The sequence below is a fragment of the Blautia sp. HCP3S3_H10_2 genome, from assembly GCF_052122375.1.
Classification (GTDB): Bacteria; Bacillota; Clostridia; order Lachnospirales; family Lachnospiraceae; genus Blautia_A.
Map to the genome: position 1 here is coordinate 51,668 of NZ_JBQKCL010000012.1, position 18,512 is coordinate 70,179.

Consider the following 18,512-nt stretch of genomic DNA (forward strand, 5'->3'; position numbering starts at 1 on the left):
TTAAGATGAAAGCAGCAGTTGTAGTTGCAAATGAGGATGTACAGTATCAGGAAGTTGAAGAGCCACAGGCAAAGCCAGGCTGGGTAAAGATTAAAGTAAAGGCTTCTGGTATTTGCGGTTCGGACGTTCCCAGAGTGTTAAATCATGGTGTCCATTTTTATCCGATCGTTCTGGGACATGAATTCTCAGGGGATGTAGTGGAAGTTGGAGAAGGAGTTACCAAGGTAAAAGTGGGTGACCGTGTATCCGGAGCTCCGCTTCTCCCATGTATGAAGTGCGATGATTGCCAGAATGGAAATTTCTCTTTATGTAAACATTATAGCTTCATTGGTTCCAGACAGCAGGGAAGTAATGCTGATTATGTAGTGATCCCGGAGCAGAATGCCATTCCGTTCGATCCGTCAATTTCGTATGAACAGGGTGCTATGTTCGAGCCATCTACGGTTGCTTTGCATGGCCTTCTTCAGAATGATTACCAGGGTGGTCAGTGTGTGGCAATTCTGGGATGTGGAACAATTGGTATTTTCACCATGCAGTGGGCGAAGATTTTTGGTTCCAAGAAAGTCGTAGTATTTGACATCAGCGATGAGCGTCTGGATCTTGCGATGCGAATGGGTGCTGATGCGGTTATCAATACAACAAAAGAGAACTATATGGAAGAAGCTATGGCAATTACTGATGGTAAGGGCTATGGATATGTATTTGAGACAGCTGGTCAGGTTCCTACCATGCATATGGCATTTGAGATTGCTGCCAATAAAGCACATGTATGCTTCATTGGAACTCCTCATGCGGACCTTACTTTTACACCGAAGCAGTGGGAAAATATGAACCGTAAAGAGTTTAAGCTTACAGGTTCCTGGATGTCCTATAGCTCTCCATTCCCAGGTAAAGAATGGGATCTTACAGCACATTATTTTGCAACGGGCCAGCTGAAATTTGATCCTGGCTTTATTTACCGCAAGATGCCAATGAGCCAGGCGCAGGAGGCATTCCAGCTTTATAAGACTCCTGGTCTTGTAAAAGGTAAGATTCTGCTAATGAATGAGGATTGAGGATATGATACTGACAGTTACGCTAAATGCAGCAATTGATAAAAGATACGTGGTAGATAATTTTAAGACCGGAGAGGTAAACCGTGTAAAAGAATGTACTTATGTACCAGGTGGAAAGGGGCTGAATGTTTCCAAGCCTGCTTCTATTTATGGAGCCAAGGTGGTTGCAACTGGATTTGTAGGAGGTCATGCAGGTGCTTATATTGAAGATGCCTTGAAGCCTTTTGGAATCAAAAGTGCATTTTATCATGTAGCTGCAGAAAGCAGATCCTGTATTAATATCTGGGATGAAGTGAATCAGGTGCAGACAGAATTTCTGGAGCCAGGATTTACACTTACAGAATCGGATTTTGCAGGCTTTGAGGAGAAATTCCGTACCCTTGTAAAAGAAGCTAAGGTGGTAGCTATGTCAGGAAGTGTTCCAAAAGGTCTTGATGGAACTGCCTATCAGCGTCTTGTAAAAATTGTGAAAGATGCAGGAATCCCGGTTATTCTGGATACCAGTGGCAAGCTGCTGGAAATGGGAATAGAAGCAGCACCGACCATGATCAAGCCGAATATTGATGAGATCCGTATGCTTACAGGCAAGAACTGTGATGACATTCAGGATATCATAAATGCTGCAAGGGAAATCCATGCAAAAGGTGTAAAAATCGTGGCAGTTTCCCTCGGCTCTGATGGTTCTCTTGTTGTGGGAGATGAGGGTATTTTCCGTGCACGTGTCCCGAAAATAGATGCAGTAAATACAGTTGGCTGCGGTGATTCCATGATTGCAGGATTTGCCCTTGGTCTGTCAAAGGAACTTACCCTTCCGGAAACCTTGAAACTGGCGAGTGCCATTTCAGCGGCAGCAGCAATGCGTGAAGAGACTGGCTTCTTTGTGAAGGAAGATATGGAAAAATTGCTTCCACAGATTGAAATTACGAAGCTTCAATAAAAGCGGGAATGAAGTGTTAATTTATAGCAAAGAGATATAGAAAATAAAATGTGAATCATGAAAATGTGATTCCAAACCAGGGTGGAAAACTATAAGATAAGCACGGAAGTACGTGCGAAATGTTAAGGAGGATAAGAAAATGACAATGATTGATCCAGCAATTGTTCCACAGCGGGTTCTTTATACTGGTGCTAAAATGCCGGCTGTAGGAATGGGAACATTCGGAAGTGACCACGCAGATGCAGATGCAGTTTCTGCTGCAGTAGCAGGTGCAATCCGTGTAGGATACCGGTCTTTTGACTGCGCAGCATGTTATGGAAACGAAGATATGATCGGACAGGTTTTTGCAGACGCATTTGCAGAGGGCGTTGTAAAAAGAGAAGATCTTTTTATTGCATCTAAAGTATGGAATGATATGCATGGGGATGGAGATGTACTTCTTGCCTGCGCGAAAACACTGAAAGATCTGAAGCTTGATTATCTGGATATGTATTATGTTCACTGGCCATTCCCGAACTATCATGCACCACATTGCGATGTGGATTCCAGAAATCCTGATTCAAAACCATTCACAGTAGAGCGTTTCATGAAAACCTGGCGTCAGATGGAACGTCTTGTAGATATGGGACTGACCAAACATATTGGTATGTCCAATATGACGATTCCGAAACTGGAAGCAGTACTTCCACTTTGCAGAATCAAACCAGCAGCAATCGAGATGGAGCTTCATCCATGCTTCCAGCAACCAGAGCTGTTTGAGTATTGCAGAAACCATGGTATTGAAGTAGTTGGTTTCTGCCCGATCGGTTCCCCGGAACGTCCAGAACGTGACAAAATGCCAGAGGATATTGCGGATATCGAATTACCAGAGATGAAAGCAATTGCAGAAGCACATGGGGTTCATCCAGCTGTCATCTGCATTAAATGGGCTGTACAGAGAGGTGTTTCCCCGATTCCATTCTCTTTGAAAGAGAAGAATTATACCATGAATCTGAAATGCGTTACAGAAGATCCGCTGACAGAGGAAGAGATGGAGAAGATAAAATCTCTGGATAAGAATAATCGTCTGATCAAAGGTCATGTGTTCCTGTGGGAAGGTGCCAAGGACTGGCACGATCTTTGGGATGAAGATGGCGTGATCGTGAAATAGTAGCTGTGCTGTTTCAGAAATAAGTATTTACATAAGAGAAAAGATAATTGCGTAAAAAGCTGCAGAGATTATAAGTAGATATAACTTTGCAGCTTTTTTGTAACTGGTTCAAATGCTATTTGACGGGCGAGGCATATTGACGAAAAGTGAAGCATTTTAAAAGAAGACTATGAACAGATATGTCTCTGAAAAATCATTGCAGGTGGAAAAATTGTTTGGTTTGCATAGCTATATGGTCTGTGGTAAGATAAGGTTTGAACAAAAATGATAGAAAACATGTGTAAACCGGTACTGGGGGATGCCGATAGGATACATGATATATACAGAAAGGGAAAGCGAAGACTATGTATCGAATTTTACTTGTGGATGACGAAATCCTGGTGCGTGATGCGATTAAGGAGAATATTGACTGGAAGTCCATGGACTGTGAGCTTGTGGGAGATTGCGAGAATGGAAAGCAGGCAGCAGATTTTGTGAAAACGCATCCGGTTGATATTGTTCTTACGGACATTCTTATGCCTTATATGGATGGAATGGAACTGAGCCATTTTCTTCATGACAATTATCCGGAGATTGTAATTGTAATTTTCAGCGGCTTCGGGGAATTTGAATACGCCAAGAAGGCAATCCAATATAATGTAAGTGAATATATGCTGAAACCGGTGACTGCAATGGAACTTAGGGAAGTTATAGAAAAAATGAAAGAAAAAGTAGACCAGCAGCGCCAGGAAAAGAAAAAAATGGAATCTTTAACGAAAACATCCCAGGATTACCATAAGAATGCTCTTGTAATCCGTTCAAAGGCGATAGAAGCATTGGTCAGCTGTACAAGAGATGTGGGAGAGAGCCTTTTAGAACTGGAAGAGATGGGAATCACATTAGATGCAGCGTCTTACCGGGTGGCAGTATTTGATATGGATCTTTTTTCAGATATTCATCAGATTGACATGGAGAAGAGACAAGAGAGCGCCTTAATGGCATTTGTGCTGTTCAATGTGGCTGATGAGATCGTTACCGGAAGAAATGCTGGAATCGCTTATCAGGAGGGGAACAACCGGGTCTGCATTCTTTTTATGGGAGATAGAAGCCGGGAATTTACCCAGGAAATACAGGAGATTTGTAAAGAGATTCAAAGCAAAGTAAAAGAAGTAATCGGAATAGAAGTTTCTGCCGGAATCGGAGGATGGGTAAGAAATCCGGGAGAGACAGTGAAATCCCATAATCAGGCCGAGAAAGCCATAGAGCTTCGCTATCTGCTGGGAGGAAATCTGCTTATAGATACGGAAAATCCGGGAGAGGAGAGAAGCCTTTCCCTGCAGCAGCCCCTAAGTGAGATGGTGTATGGAATAAAAAATGGAAACAGAGCTGCAGTGGATCAGGCCCTGGATTTTATGAAACAGGAGATTAAGAAAGCCAGAGTGGATAAAAGCCAGGCATGTGTCTGCCTTCAGATGATCTTACGTCATGCCGGCAGCTGTTGGGAGGCTCTTTCGTCAGGTGATGAGGATCTGTTTCATAAAAGGGAACTTCTTATGGGAAAAGTAACGGAACAGAAGACGTTTACAGAAGCCTTTGCAATGGCAGAGGATTATGTGCATGAAGTGTTTGAACGCTGCTCGTCCCTGAATAGTTCCAGTGGACAGAAACAGGCACTGCTTGCCATGGAATATATCCGTGCACATTACGCAGAACCGGAATTTGGCCTGAATGACATCTGTTCTTATCTGAATATCAGTACAAGCTATTTTAGCACGATCTTTAAAGAAGCTACAGGCGGCACATTTCTGGAATTTCTAAGCCGTATCCGTATGGAAAAGGCCAAAGAACTTCTGGAACAGACTGCGCTTAAGAATTATGAGATTGCGGAAATGGTAGGCTTTTCGGATCCCCATTATTTTGGAATCTCATTTAAGAAAATGACTGGTAAAACGCCCACTGAATATGCAAAGGAAAAAAGATCCATATGAAACGAAAATTCCTAAAAGGTTTCAAGAGTATCCAGAGCACTATTTTTGTGGCTATTTCTGCGCTGGTTCTCTGTGCAGTTATTGCCTCCACCCTGGTTTCTGTCAGGTACACAAATTCAGCGATTTATGAAAATTCCGTGCTCTATACACAGACGATCATCAGACAGCTGAATCAGAATATTGATTCTTACATTACATATATGGATAACATAGCCTCTGTTATTGCAAAAAGCCAGGATGCTTATCAGCTGCTCTATCAAAAGAACAGTGAGGATGAGAACGCAAAGGAAGGACACAGGAAACGTCTTCTGGAACAGTTCAGCACAATCCTGAAAGGCCGTGATGACATCTGCAATATCGGAATCGTACAGAAAGACGGGGTGATGCTGATAAATAGTGGCTATCAGGCTACTAATCCGGATCTGGATCTGTCTACCCAGGAATGGTACACCAATGCAGTGGATAATTACAATCAGTACAGCCTGAGCTCTTCCCATGTACAGCATGTGATAAAGGGACAGCGTCCCTGGGTGATCACGTTAAGCCGTGAGGTTCATAATTTCTATGGAACAGGAAACAGTGACGGAGTTGTGTTTATCGACTTGAATTATAGCGCAATCAGTGAATTGTGTGATCAGAACAGCATAGGTGATAAAGGCTATGTGTTTATTCTGGATCAGAATGGAAATATTGTATATCATCCAAGCCAGCAGCAGCTTTACAATGAGTTACAGACCGAAAATATAGACATTGTCCTGAATGCAGATTCAGATACGGTGGTTACAGGAGAGGGCGATGATGAAAAAATTTATACACTTTCCCATTCAGAAACCACTGGCTGGACCATTGTAGGGTGTATGAATATGGCAGAGCTTCTTAAGAACAGTAAAGAAGCAAATAACATCTATGTGATGACTGCGATTGTGCTGGTTGCGATCGCCATGCTTATTTCCAGTTTTATTGCCCGCAGCATTACCCTTCCGATCCAGAAGCTTCGGGACTCTATGGAGAGAGTGCAGGAGGGAGATTTTAAGGCAGCAGATGATCTGATTGTTCCTTCCCAGAATGAGATTGGAAGTCTTACTACGTCATTTAATGTAATGACCCACAAGATTGAAGATCTGATGGCACAGAATGTACATGAGCAGGAACTAAAGCGTAAAAGTGAACTGAAAGCACTTCAGTCACAGATCAATCCTCATTTTCTCTATAATACACTGGATTCCATTATCTGGATGGCAGAGGGGAAGAAGTATGAGGATGTGGTAGTGATGACTGCTTCTTTGGCACGTCTTTTACGCCAGAGTATCAGCAATGAAGACGAAACTGTGCTGATCGGACAGGAAATCCAGTATGTAAAAAGTTATCTAACCATTCAGAAAATGCGCTATAAGGACAAGCTGGAATTCGAGATTAAGGTGGATCCGTCCATAAACAGTGTGCATATTGTGAAGCTTGTGCTTCAGCCGATTGTGGAAAATGCAATTTATCATGGCTTAAAATATAAAGAGTCAAAGGGAATGCTTACTGTAACCGGATACCAGAAAAATGGAAATGCAGTGATTGAGATCGCCGATGATGGTGTTGGAATGGATGAAGAAACTCTGGGGCGTATTTTTGAGAAGCATAAGGTCAATTATCGTTCCAATGGTGTTGGAGTATATAATGTCCAGAGACGTCTTGTAATGTATTATGGAAAGGATTATGGCCTCTGCTATAAGAGCGAGAAGGGAAAGGGCACCACGGTTACAGTCGTAATTCCAATGGAGCAGGAGGAACATCATGAAAAAGCGTAAACAATGGCTGATGCTGGTTGGTATAGCGCTGGCGGTATGTCTGGTTTCAGCAGGAATTCTTCATGTACGCCAGAAAAATTACAATAAAAAATGGTCTCTGATCTATATCCCCAAAACAGAAGATGGCACTAATGATTTCTGGACATCTTTGATATCCGGCACGAGAATGGCTGCCCAGGAATGCGGGGCATCTCTGGAAGTGCTGGCACCGGAACGGGAACAGGATGTAGCGGTACAGAACGAACTTCTGGCAGAAGCGATTGAGAAGAATCCGGATGCGATTTTATTTTCCCCTTCAAGCTTCGACGCTTCAGATGAGCTTCTGCAGAAAGCGAAGGAAAATGGAATCAAGATTACCTTTATAGATTCCTATACAGAGAATAACATTCAGGATATGACTGTTGCTACAGATAACCTGGAGGCTGGCAAGCAGCTGGGAGAATATGCACGGACTCTGTTAAATGAGAATTCGAAGATCGCCATTGTAAGCCATGTCAAAGGAGTGTCTACTGCAATCGAAAGAGAGCAGGGCTTTCGGGAAGGACTTGGTGATTATAATAAAAATGTGGTAGATGTTGTATACTGTAATTCACAATTTGACAAAGCTTCCCAGCTCACAGAGGAGCTTATGGAAAAATATCCGGATCTGGAAATGATCGCAGGTATGAATGAGTATTCTTCTGTTGGTGCAGCACGTGCCGTCCAGAAGCACAATATGGAAGGAAAAATCCAGGTAGTAGGGGTGGACAGTTCCCAGGAGGCGGTACAGCTTATGGAAAAAGGAGTGTTTAAGGGAATTGTTGTACAGAAAGCCTTTAAAATGGGGTATCTTGGAGTAACGGAGACCGTGCGTATGCTCTGGGGAAAACCATATGATGAAAATGTAAACTCAGGCTGTCAGCTGGTAACTCCGGATAATATGTATTCCAGTGAGATTGAGAAACTGATCTTTCCGTTTAATACATTGAAGTAAACGAGATACGACAACCGAATTCAGGCGAAATATACCGCAAAGTGGGGCGTGCAGTTTGCAGGAATGATTTTTCAAACACATTCTAATACATAAAAGCAAAGAGCAATACATAGTGAAGTAAAGATTAATAGAGTGAAATAAGGTGTTTGTACATATTTTCCAGAAATAGTTAAAAATTTATGACCATACAGTAAATATTTAACCTTTTTCTGGAAAATATTCTATTACAATTGTGCAGGATTCAAGGTATTATATAGAAAACGCAGAGAGTGCAAAAGTTATTGTCCAAGGCAAGGTGAGAAACTGATTTATTAGGAATCCTGGACAGTAATAAAAAATTAAGGAGGGTGAAAAGTTGGAAAAGTTAAAACAAAATCCAATTGTGAAAAAGCTCGGCCTGAACAGAATCCTGCTTGTCTGTATTCTGGTTCTCATGTTCGTAGTTTTTAAGGTAGTGCTCGGAAGTAAATTCCCAGTTGGCGACAGTATCAAATCTACTTTGAACTATGTATACTTCCTGGGCTTTTTGTCACTTGGAGTAACATTTGTAATTGCTACAGGAGGAATTGATTTCTCCATCGGACCGGTTATGTTCTGTTGTGCACTGGTTTCCGGTTACTGCATGACTTCTTATGGAGTTCCTTGTGCAGCTGCCATGGTACTGTGCGTACTTATCGGTCTTGCATTTGGTGTATTCAATGGATGGCTGGTTTCTTACATGTCAGTTCCATCGTTCATTGTTTCCATGGCATCCATGAACATTGCAAAAGGTATTGCATCTGTATTTACTAAGACACAGTCAGTCAGCTGGCCACAGAGTACAGATCCTGTAAATGGATGGTTCCGTAACATTGCTTCTTATAACGGATTCCCGGTAGGTCTTGTGATCTTCCTGGCAATGGCAGTGGTTTGCGGTATTGTTCTTTACAATACAAAGCCAGGACGTTATATCCTTTGTCTTGGATCTAACAGCGAGGCAGTTCGTCTTTCCGGTGTCAATACCAGAAAATGGAGAATGCTTGCATATGTGATCTGTGGATTTCTGGTAGGAATTGGAGCGCTGTTCTTTGTAGCTACTTATACAACCGTTCAGCCAGGATATGGCGATCAGTATAACAACGAAGCAATTGCAGGCTGTGTAATGGGTGGTACATCCATGGTTGGTGGACTTGCTTCCATCGGCGGTACTGTAATCGGTGTATTTATCATCTCTCTTCTTCAGCAGGGAATCATGGCATTTGGTCTTGGTAAAGGACAGCAGATGATTATTACAGGTATCATTGTTATTGTAGCAGTTTACGCTGACGTTTCTGCAAGACGCAGAAAGAACTGATCATAAGGGAGGATTCGACAATGGGTGAAGTTATTTTAACTATGAAGGATATTGATAAGTCCTTTCCTGGAGTTCATGCCCTGGATCATGTTAATTTCGAAGTGAAACGCGGTGAAGTACATGCACTTATGGGAGAGAACGGAGCCGGAAAGTCCACACTGATGAAGGTGCTTACCGGTATTTACCAGAAGGATTCCGGAACAATTACATATAAAGGCAAAGAGACAGAATTTCACAATACCCGTGAAGCTCAGGATGCCGGAGTGGTAATCGTACATCAGGAATTAAATATGATCGGAGATCTGACTGTTGCACAGAACATCTTTATCGGACGTGAACCGAAGAAGGGAATCCGTGTAGACGACAAGAAGATGATCGAAGATTCCAAGAAATTATTTCAGGATCTGAATATTGAGATCGATCCGAGAGAAAAAATGAGTAATCTTACTGTTGGTAAGCAGCAGATGTGTGAGATTGCAAAGGCTATTTCCCACAAAGCTGAGGTGATCATTTTTGATGAGCCGTCAGCAGCTCTTACTGAGAAGGAGATTGCGGATTTATTTGAAATCATCAAAGACCTTCGTAAGAAGAATCTTGGTATTGTATATATCTCACACCGTATGGATGAGATTAAGGTCATCACAGATCGTGTAACTGTCATGCGAGATGGTGGTTATGTAGGTACACTGATCACAGCAGAAAGTACAAAAGAAGACATTATCAACATGATGGTTGGTCGTGTTATTTACGAGGATCCGAAGGAACACAGCATGGTTGCACCAGATGCACCGGTAGTTCTTAAGGTAGAACATCTGAATGCTGGTAAGATGGTTCAGGATGTAAGTTTTGAATTGCGAAAAGGTGAAATTCTTGGTTTCTCCGGACTTATGGGTGCTGGACGTACTGAGACAGCCAGAGCACTGTTTGGTGCAGACCCGAAACAGAGTGGTAAGATTTCCATTATGGGTAAAGATGGACAACTTCACGAAGTAACTATCAATAGCCCTCAGGATGCTGTTAAATATGGTATCGGTTATCTGTCAGAGGACAGAAGAAGATATGGTGTTGTTGTTCAGAAATCTGTAACAGAGAATACGACACTGGCTACAATGGAAGAATATTGCAACGGCTTGTTCATCAACAAAGCCAAAGAGAAAAAAATTACTGAAAAGTATGTCAAAGAGCTTGCAACCAAGACTCCTTCCACAGACCAGCTGGTAGTAAACCTTTCCGGTGGTAACCAGCAGAAGGTAGTTATTGCAAAATGGCTTACCCGTGACAGTGAGATCCTGATCTTCGATGAGCCAACAAGAGGTATCGACGTTGGTGCGAAGAATGAGATCTACAAATTAATGAGTAAACTTGCAGCAGAAGGAAAATCAATCATCATGATTTCTTCTGAGATGACAGAAATTCTCCGAATGAGTGACCGTATCATCATCATGTGCGAAGGTAAAGTGACAGGAGATATTGATATTTCCGAAGCAACACAGGAACACATCATGGATAAGGCTACACGGAATATCGATTAAGGAGGACGTCATGACTAAGAAGAAAAAAAGTATTTTAAGTGATCAGAGATTTATTGTTTTGCTGGTTATCATTGCACTGTCTGCTATATTTTCCTTTATGAGTAAGGAATTCAGACAGTACACAACAATCCTGAGTATGCTGGATTTCTCATACTATGATCTTCTGATGGCAATTGGTGTTACATTCCCACTTATCACAGCCGGTGTAGACCTGTCAATCGGAACTGGTATGGTATGTTATGCACTGATCGGTGGAACTCTTATCAGAAATAATAATATTCCGGTAGTAGTTGCAATGCTGATCTGTGTAGTGCTTGGAATTGCAATCGGCGCGTTGAACGGTGTTCTTATCGGTATCATGAACCTGCCGCCATTCCTTGCAACCCTTTGTACCTGTATGATTACCCGTGGTGCTGGTTCTCTTTGCAGTGCTACACCGTGGCCAACCTTAAATCAGCCAGGTGGATGGTTCCATTCTATCTTTAAGCTGACAATCGGTACTGGAAGAAGTGCTTCCCGTTACCCGATCGGTTTCCTGTGGATGATCATTCTGGTAATCCTGATGGAGTTTGTTCTGAATCATACCAAATTCGGACGTTACACCATCGCAATTGGTTCCAACAAAGAAGCAGCAGCTCTTTCCGGAATCAATGTTAAGTTCTATCATGTAATGGTATATGTAGTTTGCGGTCTGTTTACAGGACTTGCAGCTATCGCATATGCAGCAGTAACTCCTACTGTACAGCCTGGTACTGGTGCCGGACTTGAGATGGATGCGATCGGCGGTGTATTCGTTGGTGGTGTTGCAGCTTCCGGTGGTTATGGATCTGTAGTAGGAACTCTGGTAGGTATTTTCGTAATCATGCTGTTAAAGACCGGTCTTCCATATGTCGGTCTGCAGGCAAACTGGCAGCAGATCATCACAGGTGTTGTATTGATCGTTGCAGTATTGATTGATATCCTGAAAGAGAAAAAAAGTGCACACTAACAACTGAAACATACAGGCTGGCTTACAGACAGTCAGCCTGAAGAAAAGCAAAATTCTGTTTATAAGCCGAACAGCTGGTAAACAGCAACAATTTCATAACGGATGTGAAGCGTCGGAGAGTGTAGCGACGTATCATCATAAAAAAAATATATAATTTTATTTCAAGGAGGAAGTAGTAAATGAAAGCAAAGAAAGTTATGGCATTAGTACTCTGTGCGGCAATGGTATCCGGTTTAGCAGCAACAACTGTTATGGCAGCTCCAGAAGATCAGTTTGATGGACTTACAGCTAACGAAGCTTATGAGTTCCCAATGATGGTTAAATCCTTCCAGTCTACATACTGGGAAGCAGCTATGAAAGGTATGGACAAAGCAGCGGAAGAATTAGGTGTTACCTATACAGCACAGGGACCAAACAGTGAGTCCGATATCGCTGACCAGGTTAACATGATCAATACAGCTATCGCAGCTAATCCTGTTGGATTAGGACTTGCAGCTTGTGATACATCTTCTGTTCAGGAAGCTCTTCAGACATGTGTTGACAAAGGAATCCCGGTTGTTACATTTGATACAGGTATCGCTGATGCTCCGGAAGGATCTGTAGTTTGCGAAGTCTGCACAGACAACAATCAGGCTGGTTCTGTAGCAGCTGAGAACATGTATCCGGCAATCAAAGACGTTATCGCTAACGCTGACGGACAGGTTATCATCGGTGAGGTTAACCAGGATGCTACAGCTCTTAACATCCAGCAGCGTGGTACAGGATTCATCAATAAGATGATCGAGCTGATTAAAGCTGATGGAAAAACAGTAGCAGTTAAAGGTAATGAGTTCTATGTAAACGCAGCAGAAGGTGCTGACGCAGAAGAAGCTGACGCTGACGTTGTTATCCAGGTTGCAGTTCCGGCACAGACAACTGTAGAGCTTTGCTCCACAGAGGCTCAGGCTATCCTTTCCCAGGAAAACTGTATCGCAATCTTCGGTTCCAACCAGGTTTCAGCAGAGGGTGTTCTTGCAGCTAACGCTAACCTGAACGTTCTTGGTTCTGACGCAGCTAACGGCGACGTTATCGGTGTTGGTTTTGACGCTGGTTCTATCATTAAAGCAGCTGTAACAGATGGCACATTCCTTGGTGCAGTTACACAGTCTCCTCTGATGATGGGATATTATGCAATCTACGCTCTGACAGCAGCTGCTAACGGACAGGAGCTTGAGGATGTTCCTACAGCTGGTTACTGGTATGATTCTACAAACATCGACGCTGAAGACATCGCTCCAAACCTTTATGACTAATTAAAAAGTAAAGAGACGACACAACGTCCAATGTTTGCAGGTTTATAAACTGTGAATAAAACAGACCCCTGGGGCATTGCCCCGGGGGTTTTCTGGTGAAAAAGAAGATATTGAAATACAGGAAAATTATTTTTATTATTAATGAGACATTCTAAGAGGGTGACTCCTGGAAAATGGACAGAACAGAAAATTTTATTTGCAAATAAGGACACTTTTTTTGACAAACAAGGGTCTTATCTATTGATTGATATTATAGTACTATGATATCATCAATTATGAAGGCGGATGTATGGGAACGAAGTGACTCATTTAAACCTATTGAAGAATGAGATTCTGTTGAAAAATGTAATCAGTGGGCAGTAACCTAATTCATACAGCGTAATTTTACGATTGAGGAGGTTTTATAAAAATGGCGAAATATTATCTTGCAGTAGATATCGGTGCTTCAAGCGGACGACTGATCCTTGGACATCTTGAGAATGGAAAGATGGAGCTTGAAGAGGTACATCGTTTTGAAAATGGAATGGTTAAGAAGGACGGCGAGCTTTGCTGGGAATTCGACAGACTTTTCCAGGAAATCAAGAATGGTCTTAAGAAATGTAAAGAGATCGGCAAGATTCCGGTAAGCATGGGCGTAGATACCTGGGGCGTTGACTTTGTACTGATGGACAAGGACGACAAGGTTCTGGGAAATACAGTTGGCTATCGTGATCATAGAACAGAGGGAATGGATGAGGAAGTTTATAAGACCATTTCCCTGGAAGATCTTTATGCACGTACCGGTATTCAGAAAGCAATCTTTAATACCGTTTACCAGCTGATGGCTGTAAAGAAGAAACATCCGGAATATCTTGAGCAGGCTGAAACAATGCTTCATGTACCGGACTACTTCCATTATCTGCTTACAGGTAAGAAAACGTGTGAATATACAGAAGCTACTACAGGCCAGCTTGTAAGCCCTGAGACAAAGGACTGGGATTACGAACTGATCGATATGCTGGGATATCCGAGAAAAATGTTCCAGAAACTGATCATGCCTGGTACAAGTATCGGACATTTCACTGATGAAGTGAAAGAAGAAGTTGGATTTGATGTAGAAGTTGTAGCACCGGCTACACATGATACCGGATCAGCAGTTCTTGCAGTTCCTGCAAATGACGACGATTTCATTTACATCAGTTCCGGAACCTGGTCTCTGATGGGACTTGAGAGAGAAAAAGCAGACTGCTCCAAGAAGAGCTGTGAGATGAACCTTACCAATGAGGGCGGTTATGCAGGAAGATTCCGTTATCTGAAGAATATTATGGGACTTTGGATGATCCAGTCTGTCCGTCATGAATTTGATGATAAATACGGATTTGCAGAAATCTGTCAGATGGCAGAGGAAGCAAAGGATTTCCCATCACGAGTAGATGCAAATGATGAGTGTTTCCTTTCCCCTGACAATATGACTGAGGAAGTAAAAGATTACTGCCGCAGAACCGGACAGAAGGTTCCTGAGACTTTAGGTGAGATCGCGACTGTTATCTACACCAGCCTTGCTGAGTGCTATGCTAAGACAGCAAAAGAGCTGGAAGAAATGACAGGCAGAACCTACAGCCGTATCCATGTAGTGGGCGGTGGCTCCAATGCAGGATATCTCAATGAGCTGACTGCCAAGGCTACTGGCAAAGAGGTTCACGCTGGTCCAGGAGAGGCAACTGCAATCGGAAATATTACGGCTCAGATGCTGAAAGCCGGAGAGTTCGGCTCAATTGAAGAGGCTCGTACTACAATTCATGAGTCTTTCGGAATTAAGGTATATAAGGCCTGATTTGATCAGAAACCAGAAGATACCAGATTGTTAATTAGATATTATCTGTGATTTCAAAAGACTGCACGTCCATTTTGAGGTGTTGTGTTCAAAAAACTATTTTTGAATACAGTTGTTTGGAGCAGGATATGAAATTGCAGGTGAATGATAGCTTAATATTAAGATAGCTTAATAAAACAGGAGGTACTACAATGTTAGTAAACACAAAAGCAAAAGTTGGTGTATTTTCTATTGCTTTAGGCGCATATCTGCCTCAGTTCCCGTCACTGGTGCCAGAGTTTGAGGCTCAGTACGAGGCATTTAAGAAAACAATTCCGGATACTGTTGAGATCATCGACGGAGGAATGGTAACAACCAAAGAACAGTCAATGGTAGCAGGAGATAAATTCCGTGCAGCAGACGTTGACCTTGTTTTCCTTCAGATGCTGACCTATGCTACATCCTACAATATGCTTCCGGCAATCCGTGACCTTGATGTTCCGGTTGTTCTGGTAAATGTCCAGAAGCTGAAAGCACTGGATTATGATCATACAGATATTGCTACATGGCTTGGCGAAGGCTATGCATGCGGTGCTGTTGGGGAAGCAGTTGCCGATCTTGAGAGAGCCGGCAAGAGACATGCTGTTATCACAGGTGTTGTAGAAGGTGGAGATCCAGGTGTTCAGGCTGAGATCGAAGACTGGTGTAAAGCTGCACAGGTAAGAAGAAGATTCCGTGATACAAACATCGCACAGATCGGAAGACCATATCCGGGTATGATGGATCTTTACATTGATGAGACCAACCTGTACAACAGAATGTTCCTCTATACCAAACAGTTCGACTGGGAGAAGATGTGGGCAATCGCTGATGATATTACAGACGAGGACGCAATCCGTGCAAAAGCACAGGATATCCTGGATACCTTTGATATCGAAGGCGGCGGAACAATCGAAAAAGTATGGGATATGGCAAAATATGTTGTAGCATTTGAGAAATGGGTAAAAGACGAGCATCTTGGAATGATCGCTTCCCATTATGACGGATTTGCACAGGGCAAGGCTGGTGTCCTTGACAGTATGCTGATTCCGGCATTCTCTATGCTGATCAAACAGGGTACTGCTTGTGCTGTTGAGGGTGACATGAAAGTTGCCATGGCAATGAGTATTCTGAAGACAATTTCCGGTACCGGCCAGCTTTCTGAGATGTACTCCATTGATTTCAATGATGACATCTGCATCATCGGTCACTCTGGAAGTGGTGATGCTGATATTTCCGATAAGAAACCTACCATGAAGATCGTACCGGTATTCCACGGTAAAACAGGCGGCGGATATCTGACCCAGTTCTATCCATACACAGGTCCGGTTACCTATCTTGCAATTACACAGGATGCTGACGGACGCTTCAAATTTGTTGTTGCTGAGGGGATTAACGAGGAAGGACCGATCCTTTCCTTCGGTGATACCAATATGAGAACCCGTTTCACATGCGGTGCAAGAGAGTTTGTAAACCGCTGGAGCGAAGCTGGCCCGACTCATCACATGGCTGCTGCAACAGGAAGACATATTGATACAATCCTGAAGGTTGCAAAGATCTTCAATGTTCCGGTTGATATTGTAACCAGATAGTAGAAATCAGGTAACGAGAAACTGGAAACAGACAAAACTAACAGCAATAATAAGACCATCTATATGGTTTTGTGCACATATTCATATTCAACAAAAGAGAGAGCCCTTGGACTCTCTCTTTTGTTATAAAAAATCACACCTGCCGATCCGTCTCCTTTACAGGATCTTTCTTTGCTGGAATCCGGATCTGCACCTCTGTTCCCTTTCCGATATTACTGGAATAAGACAGCCCATATTTTGGTCCGTAAAGCACCTGGAGCCGGCGATGAGTATTGTAAATGGCAATATTCGTTCCGCCGGAAATACTGGTTCCTTCACCGGAAAGAATCACAGGAAGCTTATCCGGCGCAATTCCCACGCCATCATCAGAAATCAGAAGCACGATATCCCCATCCTCCATCCAGCCGGTAAGAACAATGGTTCCGGATTTGGATGGCTTTTCCAGAATGCCGTGAAGCACGGAATTTTCTACAACGGGCTGCAGGGTGAGCTTGGGAATCTGGTATTCCATCAACTCGTCCGGAATATCGGAAATAAAGGAAATGCTGTCATGGTAGCGCATATTCTGCAGATGGACATAAATAGAAACATGTTCTTCTTCCTTGGCAATGGTGCTGATTCCCTTTTTGCGGCTCAAGGTAAGCTTATAGAAACGGGAAAGATTCTGCACCGCATTGCAGACTTCCGAGGTACGTCCCTGCTGGGCCATCCAGTTGATCATATCCATGGTATTGTAGAGAAAATGAGGATTGATCTGTGCCTGCAGGGAATTAAATTCTGCGATGCGCAGATCCTCAGCGGCCTGCGCCTGCTTTTCCATCAGCTGGTTCATTTTACGGGTCATATAGTTATAAGTGTCAATCAGATCTCCGATCTCATCGTGGGCACTTGGACTGTCCATAGGAACAGGTGGCCCATGGCGGACGGTCCGCATCTGGCTGATAACCGAAGAAATTCTGCCTGTGATCGACTTGGAGAGAGTGCTGGCAAGCAAAAATGCAAGCACCAGAACGGCAGCATAAATAGATAAAAACTGGAGAACCAGGATATTACTTTGGGTGATCAGTGGATTGGAAGGAAGTACAGTAACCATAAACCAGCCAGGCTGCCGGATTCTGTAAAATCCCACGTAAACCTTCTGGCCCAGGATGTTCTGTTGTACAAAACTGTTGGAAGACATATAGGAATCCATGATCTTGTCGTAATCCAGCCAGTAAATTCCGGCAAGGGAATCACTGGAAGCAGCTACCAGATTGTTTCTCTCGTTCATAATATACGAAACACTTCCATCCAGAGTCAGGCTGTCCGATAAGATCTGGTGAAAATCATCTCCGGAATAGTAAACCGCCATATAGGCATCGTAGGTGCTGTTGCGGTAAATAACGGAAGCGTGGGTGATATAAGCCTGATTTCCATAGGCTTCCTGTTCTTTGGTACCAAGATAAAAGGAAGGACAGAACAGATCTGCCACACGGCTTCCACGGAAAATTCCATACCAGTAGGTACCACGTGCCTGCTTCAGCGGCAGAAAGGTATCTTTCAGATTATCAGAAGCAAGGAAGGTATTCATGTACGAAGCAGAAGAAGGCTGGTCATGCGGCTCTTCCATGTAAATCTTTACGCTGGTAACAGGAGTATCAGCAGTCAGCTGCTTTATTTTACCGGAAAAAGCAGCAGCCTCAGGGGAGGCCGCCAGACTGGAGAAGGAATCGTTTATGGTATTTTTGAAAAGAGTCTGATAAAAATCCAGGGAAGAAATCTCTTCACTGACATCCAGAATCTTCTGAATAGAATCTTCAATCAGTGGAGCCGTGTCAGCAGACCGATCCTGCTCCTGACGGATGGTATAGGAAACCACCATATCATAGGCTCTTCCATAGAAAAAGAAAAGAATGGCAAAAGCAGGAATTGCCACGATCATAAGAAGTACCAGGGTGAACTTAGACTGCAGGCTCAGATCCTGATACCATTGTTTTAATGCATGCAAATTATATCACGCTCCTTTTTCTAAAAAATCCTAAATTTTCCAGTCTCGTTTTACGTTATATTTTGTAGGAAGTTTTTTG

Annotated in this window: 13 protein-coding genes and 2 pseudogenes; 13 read left to right on the forward strand and 2 right to left on the reverse strand. The window is 43.0% G+C overall.

The genetic code is table 11. The features are described from left to right. Window positions 1-5: 5 nt before the first annotated feature. The 6 genes and pseudogenes from ACTQWB_RS13420 to ACTQWB_RS13445 all read left to right on the forward strand — a co-directional run. Complete coding sequence (locus ACTQWB_RS13420; RefSeq protein ID WP_441502074.1) at window positions 6-1,055, forward strand: galactitol-1-phosphate 5-dehydrogenase; 1,050 nt, start codon at window positions 6-8, stop codon at window positions 1,053-1,055. Window positions 1,056-1,059: 4 nt separating this feature from the next. Beyond that, on the forward strand, window positions 1,060-1,992 hold the full coding sequence (pfkB, locus tag ACTQWB_RS13425) for a 1-phosphofructokinase (RefSeq protein ID WP_441502075.1): 933 nt from the start codon (window positions 1,060-1,062) through the stop codon (window positions 1,990-1,992). Between the two features lie 139 nt (window positions 1,993-2,131). Next, a complete protein-coding gene (locus ACTQWB_RS13430; RefSeq protein ID WP_441502076.1) occupies window positions 2,132-3,142 on the forward strand; it encodes an aldo/keto reductase in 1,011 nt (336 codons plus the stop codon). Between the two features lie 344 nt (window positions 3,143-3,486). Then, window positions 3,487-5,109 carry a response regulator gene (locus ACTQWB_RS13435; protein ID WP_441502077.1) on the forward strand — a complete coding sequence of 541 codons (1,623 nt, stop codon included), beginning with the start codon at window positions 3,487-3,489 and terminating at the stop codon, window positions 5,107-5,109. Further along, window positions 5,106-6,905: a sensor histidine kinase gene (locus ACTQWB_RS13440; RefSeq protein ID WP_441502078.1), complete on the forward strand. Its 1,800-nt coding sequence runs from the start codon at window positions 5,106-5,108 to the stop codon at window positions 6,903-6,905. The genes ACTQWB_RS13435 and ACTQWB_RS13440 overlap by 4 nt, the downstream gene beginning before the upstream one ends. A 10-nt stretch (window positions 6,906-6,915) precedes the next feature. Further along, window positions 6,916-7,761, forward strand: a pseudogene (locus tag ACTQWB_RS13445) (substrate-binding domain-containing protein); the annotation flags it as partial. A gap of 33 nt (window positions 7,762-7,794) precedes the next feature. Here the strand turns inward: ACTQWB_RS13445 and ACTQWB_RS13450 are convergent. Then, window positions 7,795-7,911, reverse strand: coding sequence for a hypothetical protein (locus ACTQWB_RS13450; RefSeq protein WP_441502125.1), 117 nt, complete (start codon window positions 7,909-7,911; stop codon window positions 7,795-7,797). On the opposite strand from ACTQWB_RS13450, the pseudogene ACTQWB_RS13455 reads away from it, so the two are divergent. The 7 genes and pseudogenes from ACTQWB_RS13455 to ACTQWB_RS13485 all read left to right on the forward strand — a co-directional run. After that, a pseudogene (locus tag ACTQWB_RS13455) lies at window positions 7,894-7,971 on the forward strand (DUF6783 domain-containing protein); the annotation flags it as partial. The gene ACTQWB_RS13450 and the pseudogene ACTQWB_RS13455 sit on opposite strands and share 18 nt — an antisense overlap. Before the next feature lie 262 nt (window positions 7,972-8,233). After that, window positions 8,234-9,211, forward strand: coding sequence for an ABC transporter permease (locus ACTQWB_RS13460; RefSeq protein WP_441502079.1), 978 nt, complete (start codon window positions 8,234-8,236; stop codon window positions 9,209-9,211). A 20-nt stretch (window positions 9,212-9,231) separates the two neighbouring features. Next, complete coding sequence (locus ACTQWB_RS13465; RefSeq protein ID WP_441502080.1) at window positions 9,232-10,743, forward strand: sugar ABC transporter ATP-binding protein; 1,512 nt, start codon at window positions 9,232-9,234, stop codon at window positions 10,741-10,743. A 10-nt stretch (window positions 10,744-10,753) separates the two neighbouring features. Further along, a complete protein-coding gene (locus ACTQWB_RS13470; protein ID WP_441502081.1) occupies window positions 10,754-11,731 on the forward strand; it encodes an ABC transporter permease in 978 nt (325 codons plus the stop codon). A 179-nt stretch (window positions 11,732-11,910) separates the two neighbouring features. Beyond that, on the forward strand, window positions 11,911-13,023 hold the full coding sequence (locus ACTQWB_RS13475; protein WP_441502082.1) for a substrate-binding domain-containing protein: 1,113 nt from the start codon (window positions 11,911-11,913) through the stop codon (window positions 13,021-13,023). A 409-nt stretch (window positions 13,024-13,432) separates the two neighbouring features. After that, window positions 13,433-14,836: a rhamnulokinase gene (gene rhaB, locus ACTQWB_RS13480; RefSeq protein WP_441502083.1), complete on the forward strand. Its 1,404-nt coding sequence runs from the start codon at window positions 13,433-13,435 to the stop codon at window positions 14,834-14,836. 191 nt (window positions 14,837-15,027) lie between these two features. After that, window positions 15,028-16,446, forward strand: a complete 1,419-nt coding sequence (locus ACTQWB_RS13485; protein WP_441502084.1) for an arabinose isomerase — start codon at window positions 15,028-15,030, stop codon at window positions 16,444-16,446. A 133-nt stretch (window positions 16,447-16,579) separates the two neighbouring features. Here the strand turns inward: ACTQWB_RS13485 and ACTQWB_RS13490 are convergent, their stop codons facing one another. Beyond that, window positions 16,580-18,433, reverse strand: coding sequence for a sensor histidine kinase (locus tag ACTQWB_RS13490; RefSeq protein WP_441502085.1), 1,854 nt, complete (start codon window positions 18,431-18,433; stop codon window positions 16,580-16,582). Window positions 18,434-18,512: the final 79 nt, after the last annotated feature.

Excerpts from the sequence above, each read along its gene's own strand:
- ACTQWB_RS13430 (WP_441502076.1), top strand. The coding sequence starts at position 2,132 with ATGACAATGATTGATCCAGCAATTGTTCCACAGCGGGTTCTTTATACT.
- ACTQWB_RS13470 (WP_441502081.1), top strand. The coding sequence starts at position 10,754 with ATGACTAAGAAGAAAAAAAGTATTTTAAGTGATCAGAGATTTATTGTT.
- ACTQWB_RS13420 (WP_441502074.1), top strand. The coding sequence starts at position 6 with ATGAAAGCAGCAGTTGTAGTTGCAAATGAGGATGTACAGTATCAGGAA.
- ACTQWB_RS13475 (WP_441502082.1), top strand. The coding sequence starts at position 11,911 with ATGAAAGCAAAGAAAGTTATGGCATTAGTACTCTGTGCGGCAATGGTA.
- ACTQWB_RS13465 (WP_441502080.1), top strand. The coding sequence starts at position 9,232 with ATGGGTGAAGTTATTTTAACTATGAAGGATATTGATAAGTCCTTTCCT.
- pfkB (WP_441502075.1), top strand. The coding sequence starts at position 1,060 with ATGATACTGACAGTTACGCTAAATGCAGCAATTGATAAAAGATACGTG.
- ACTQWB_RS13485 (WP_441502084.1), top strand. The coding sequence starts at position 15,028 with ATGTTAGTAAACACAAAAGCAAAAGTTGGTGTATTTTCTATTGCTTTA.
- ACTQWB_RS13435 (WP_441502077.1), top strand. The coding sequence starts at position 3,487 with ATGTATCGAATTTTACTTGTGGATGACGAAATCCTGGTGCGTGATGCG.
- ACTQWB_RS13440 (WP_441502078.1), top strand. The coding sequence starts at position 5,106 with ATGAAACGAAAATTCCTAAAAGGTTTCAAGAGTATCCAGAGCACTATT.
- rhaB (WP_441502083.1), top strand. The coding sequence starts at position 13,433 with ATGGCGAAATATTATCTTGCAGTAGATATCGGTGCTTCAAGCGGACGA.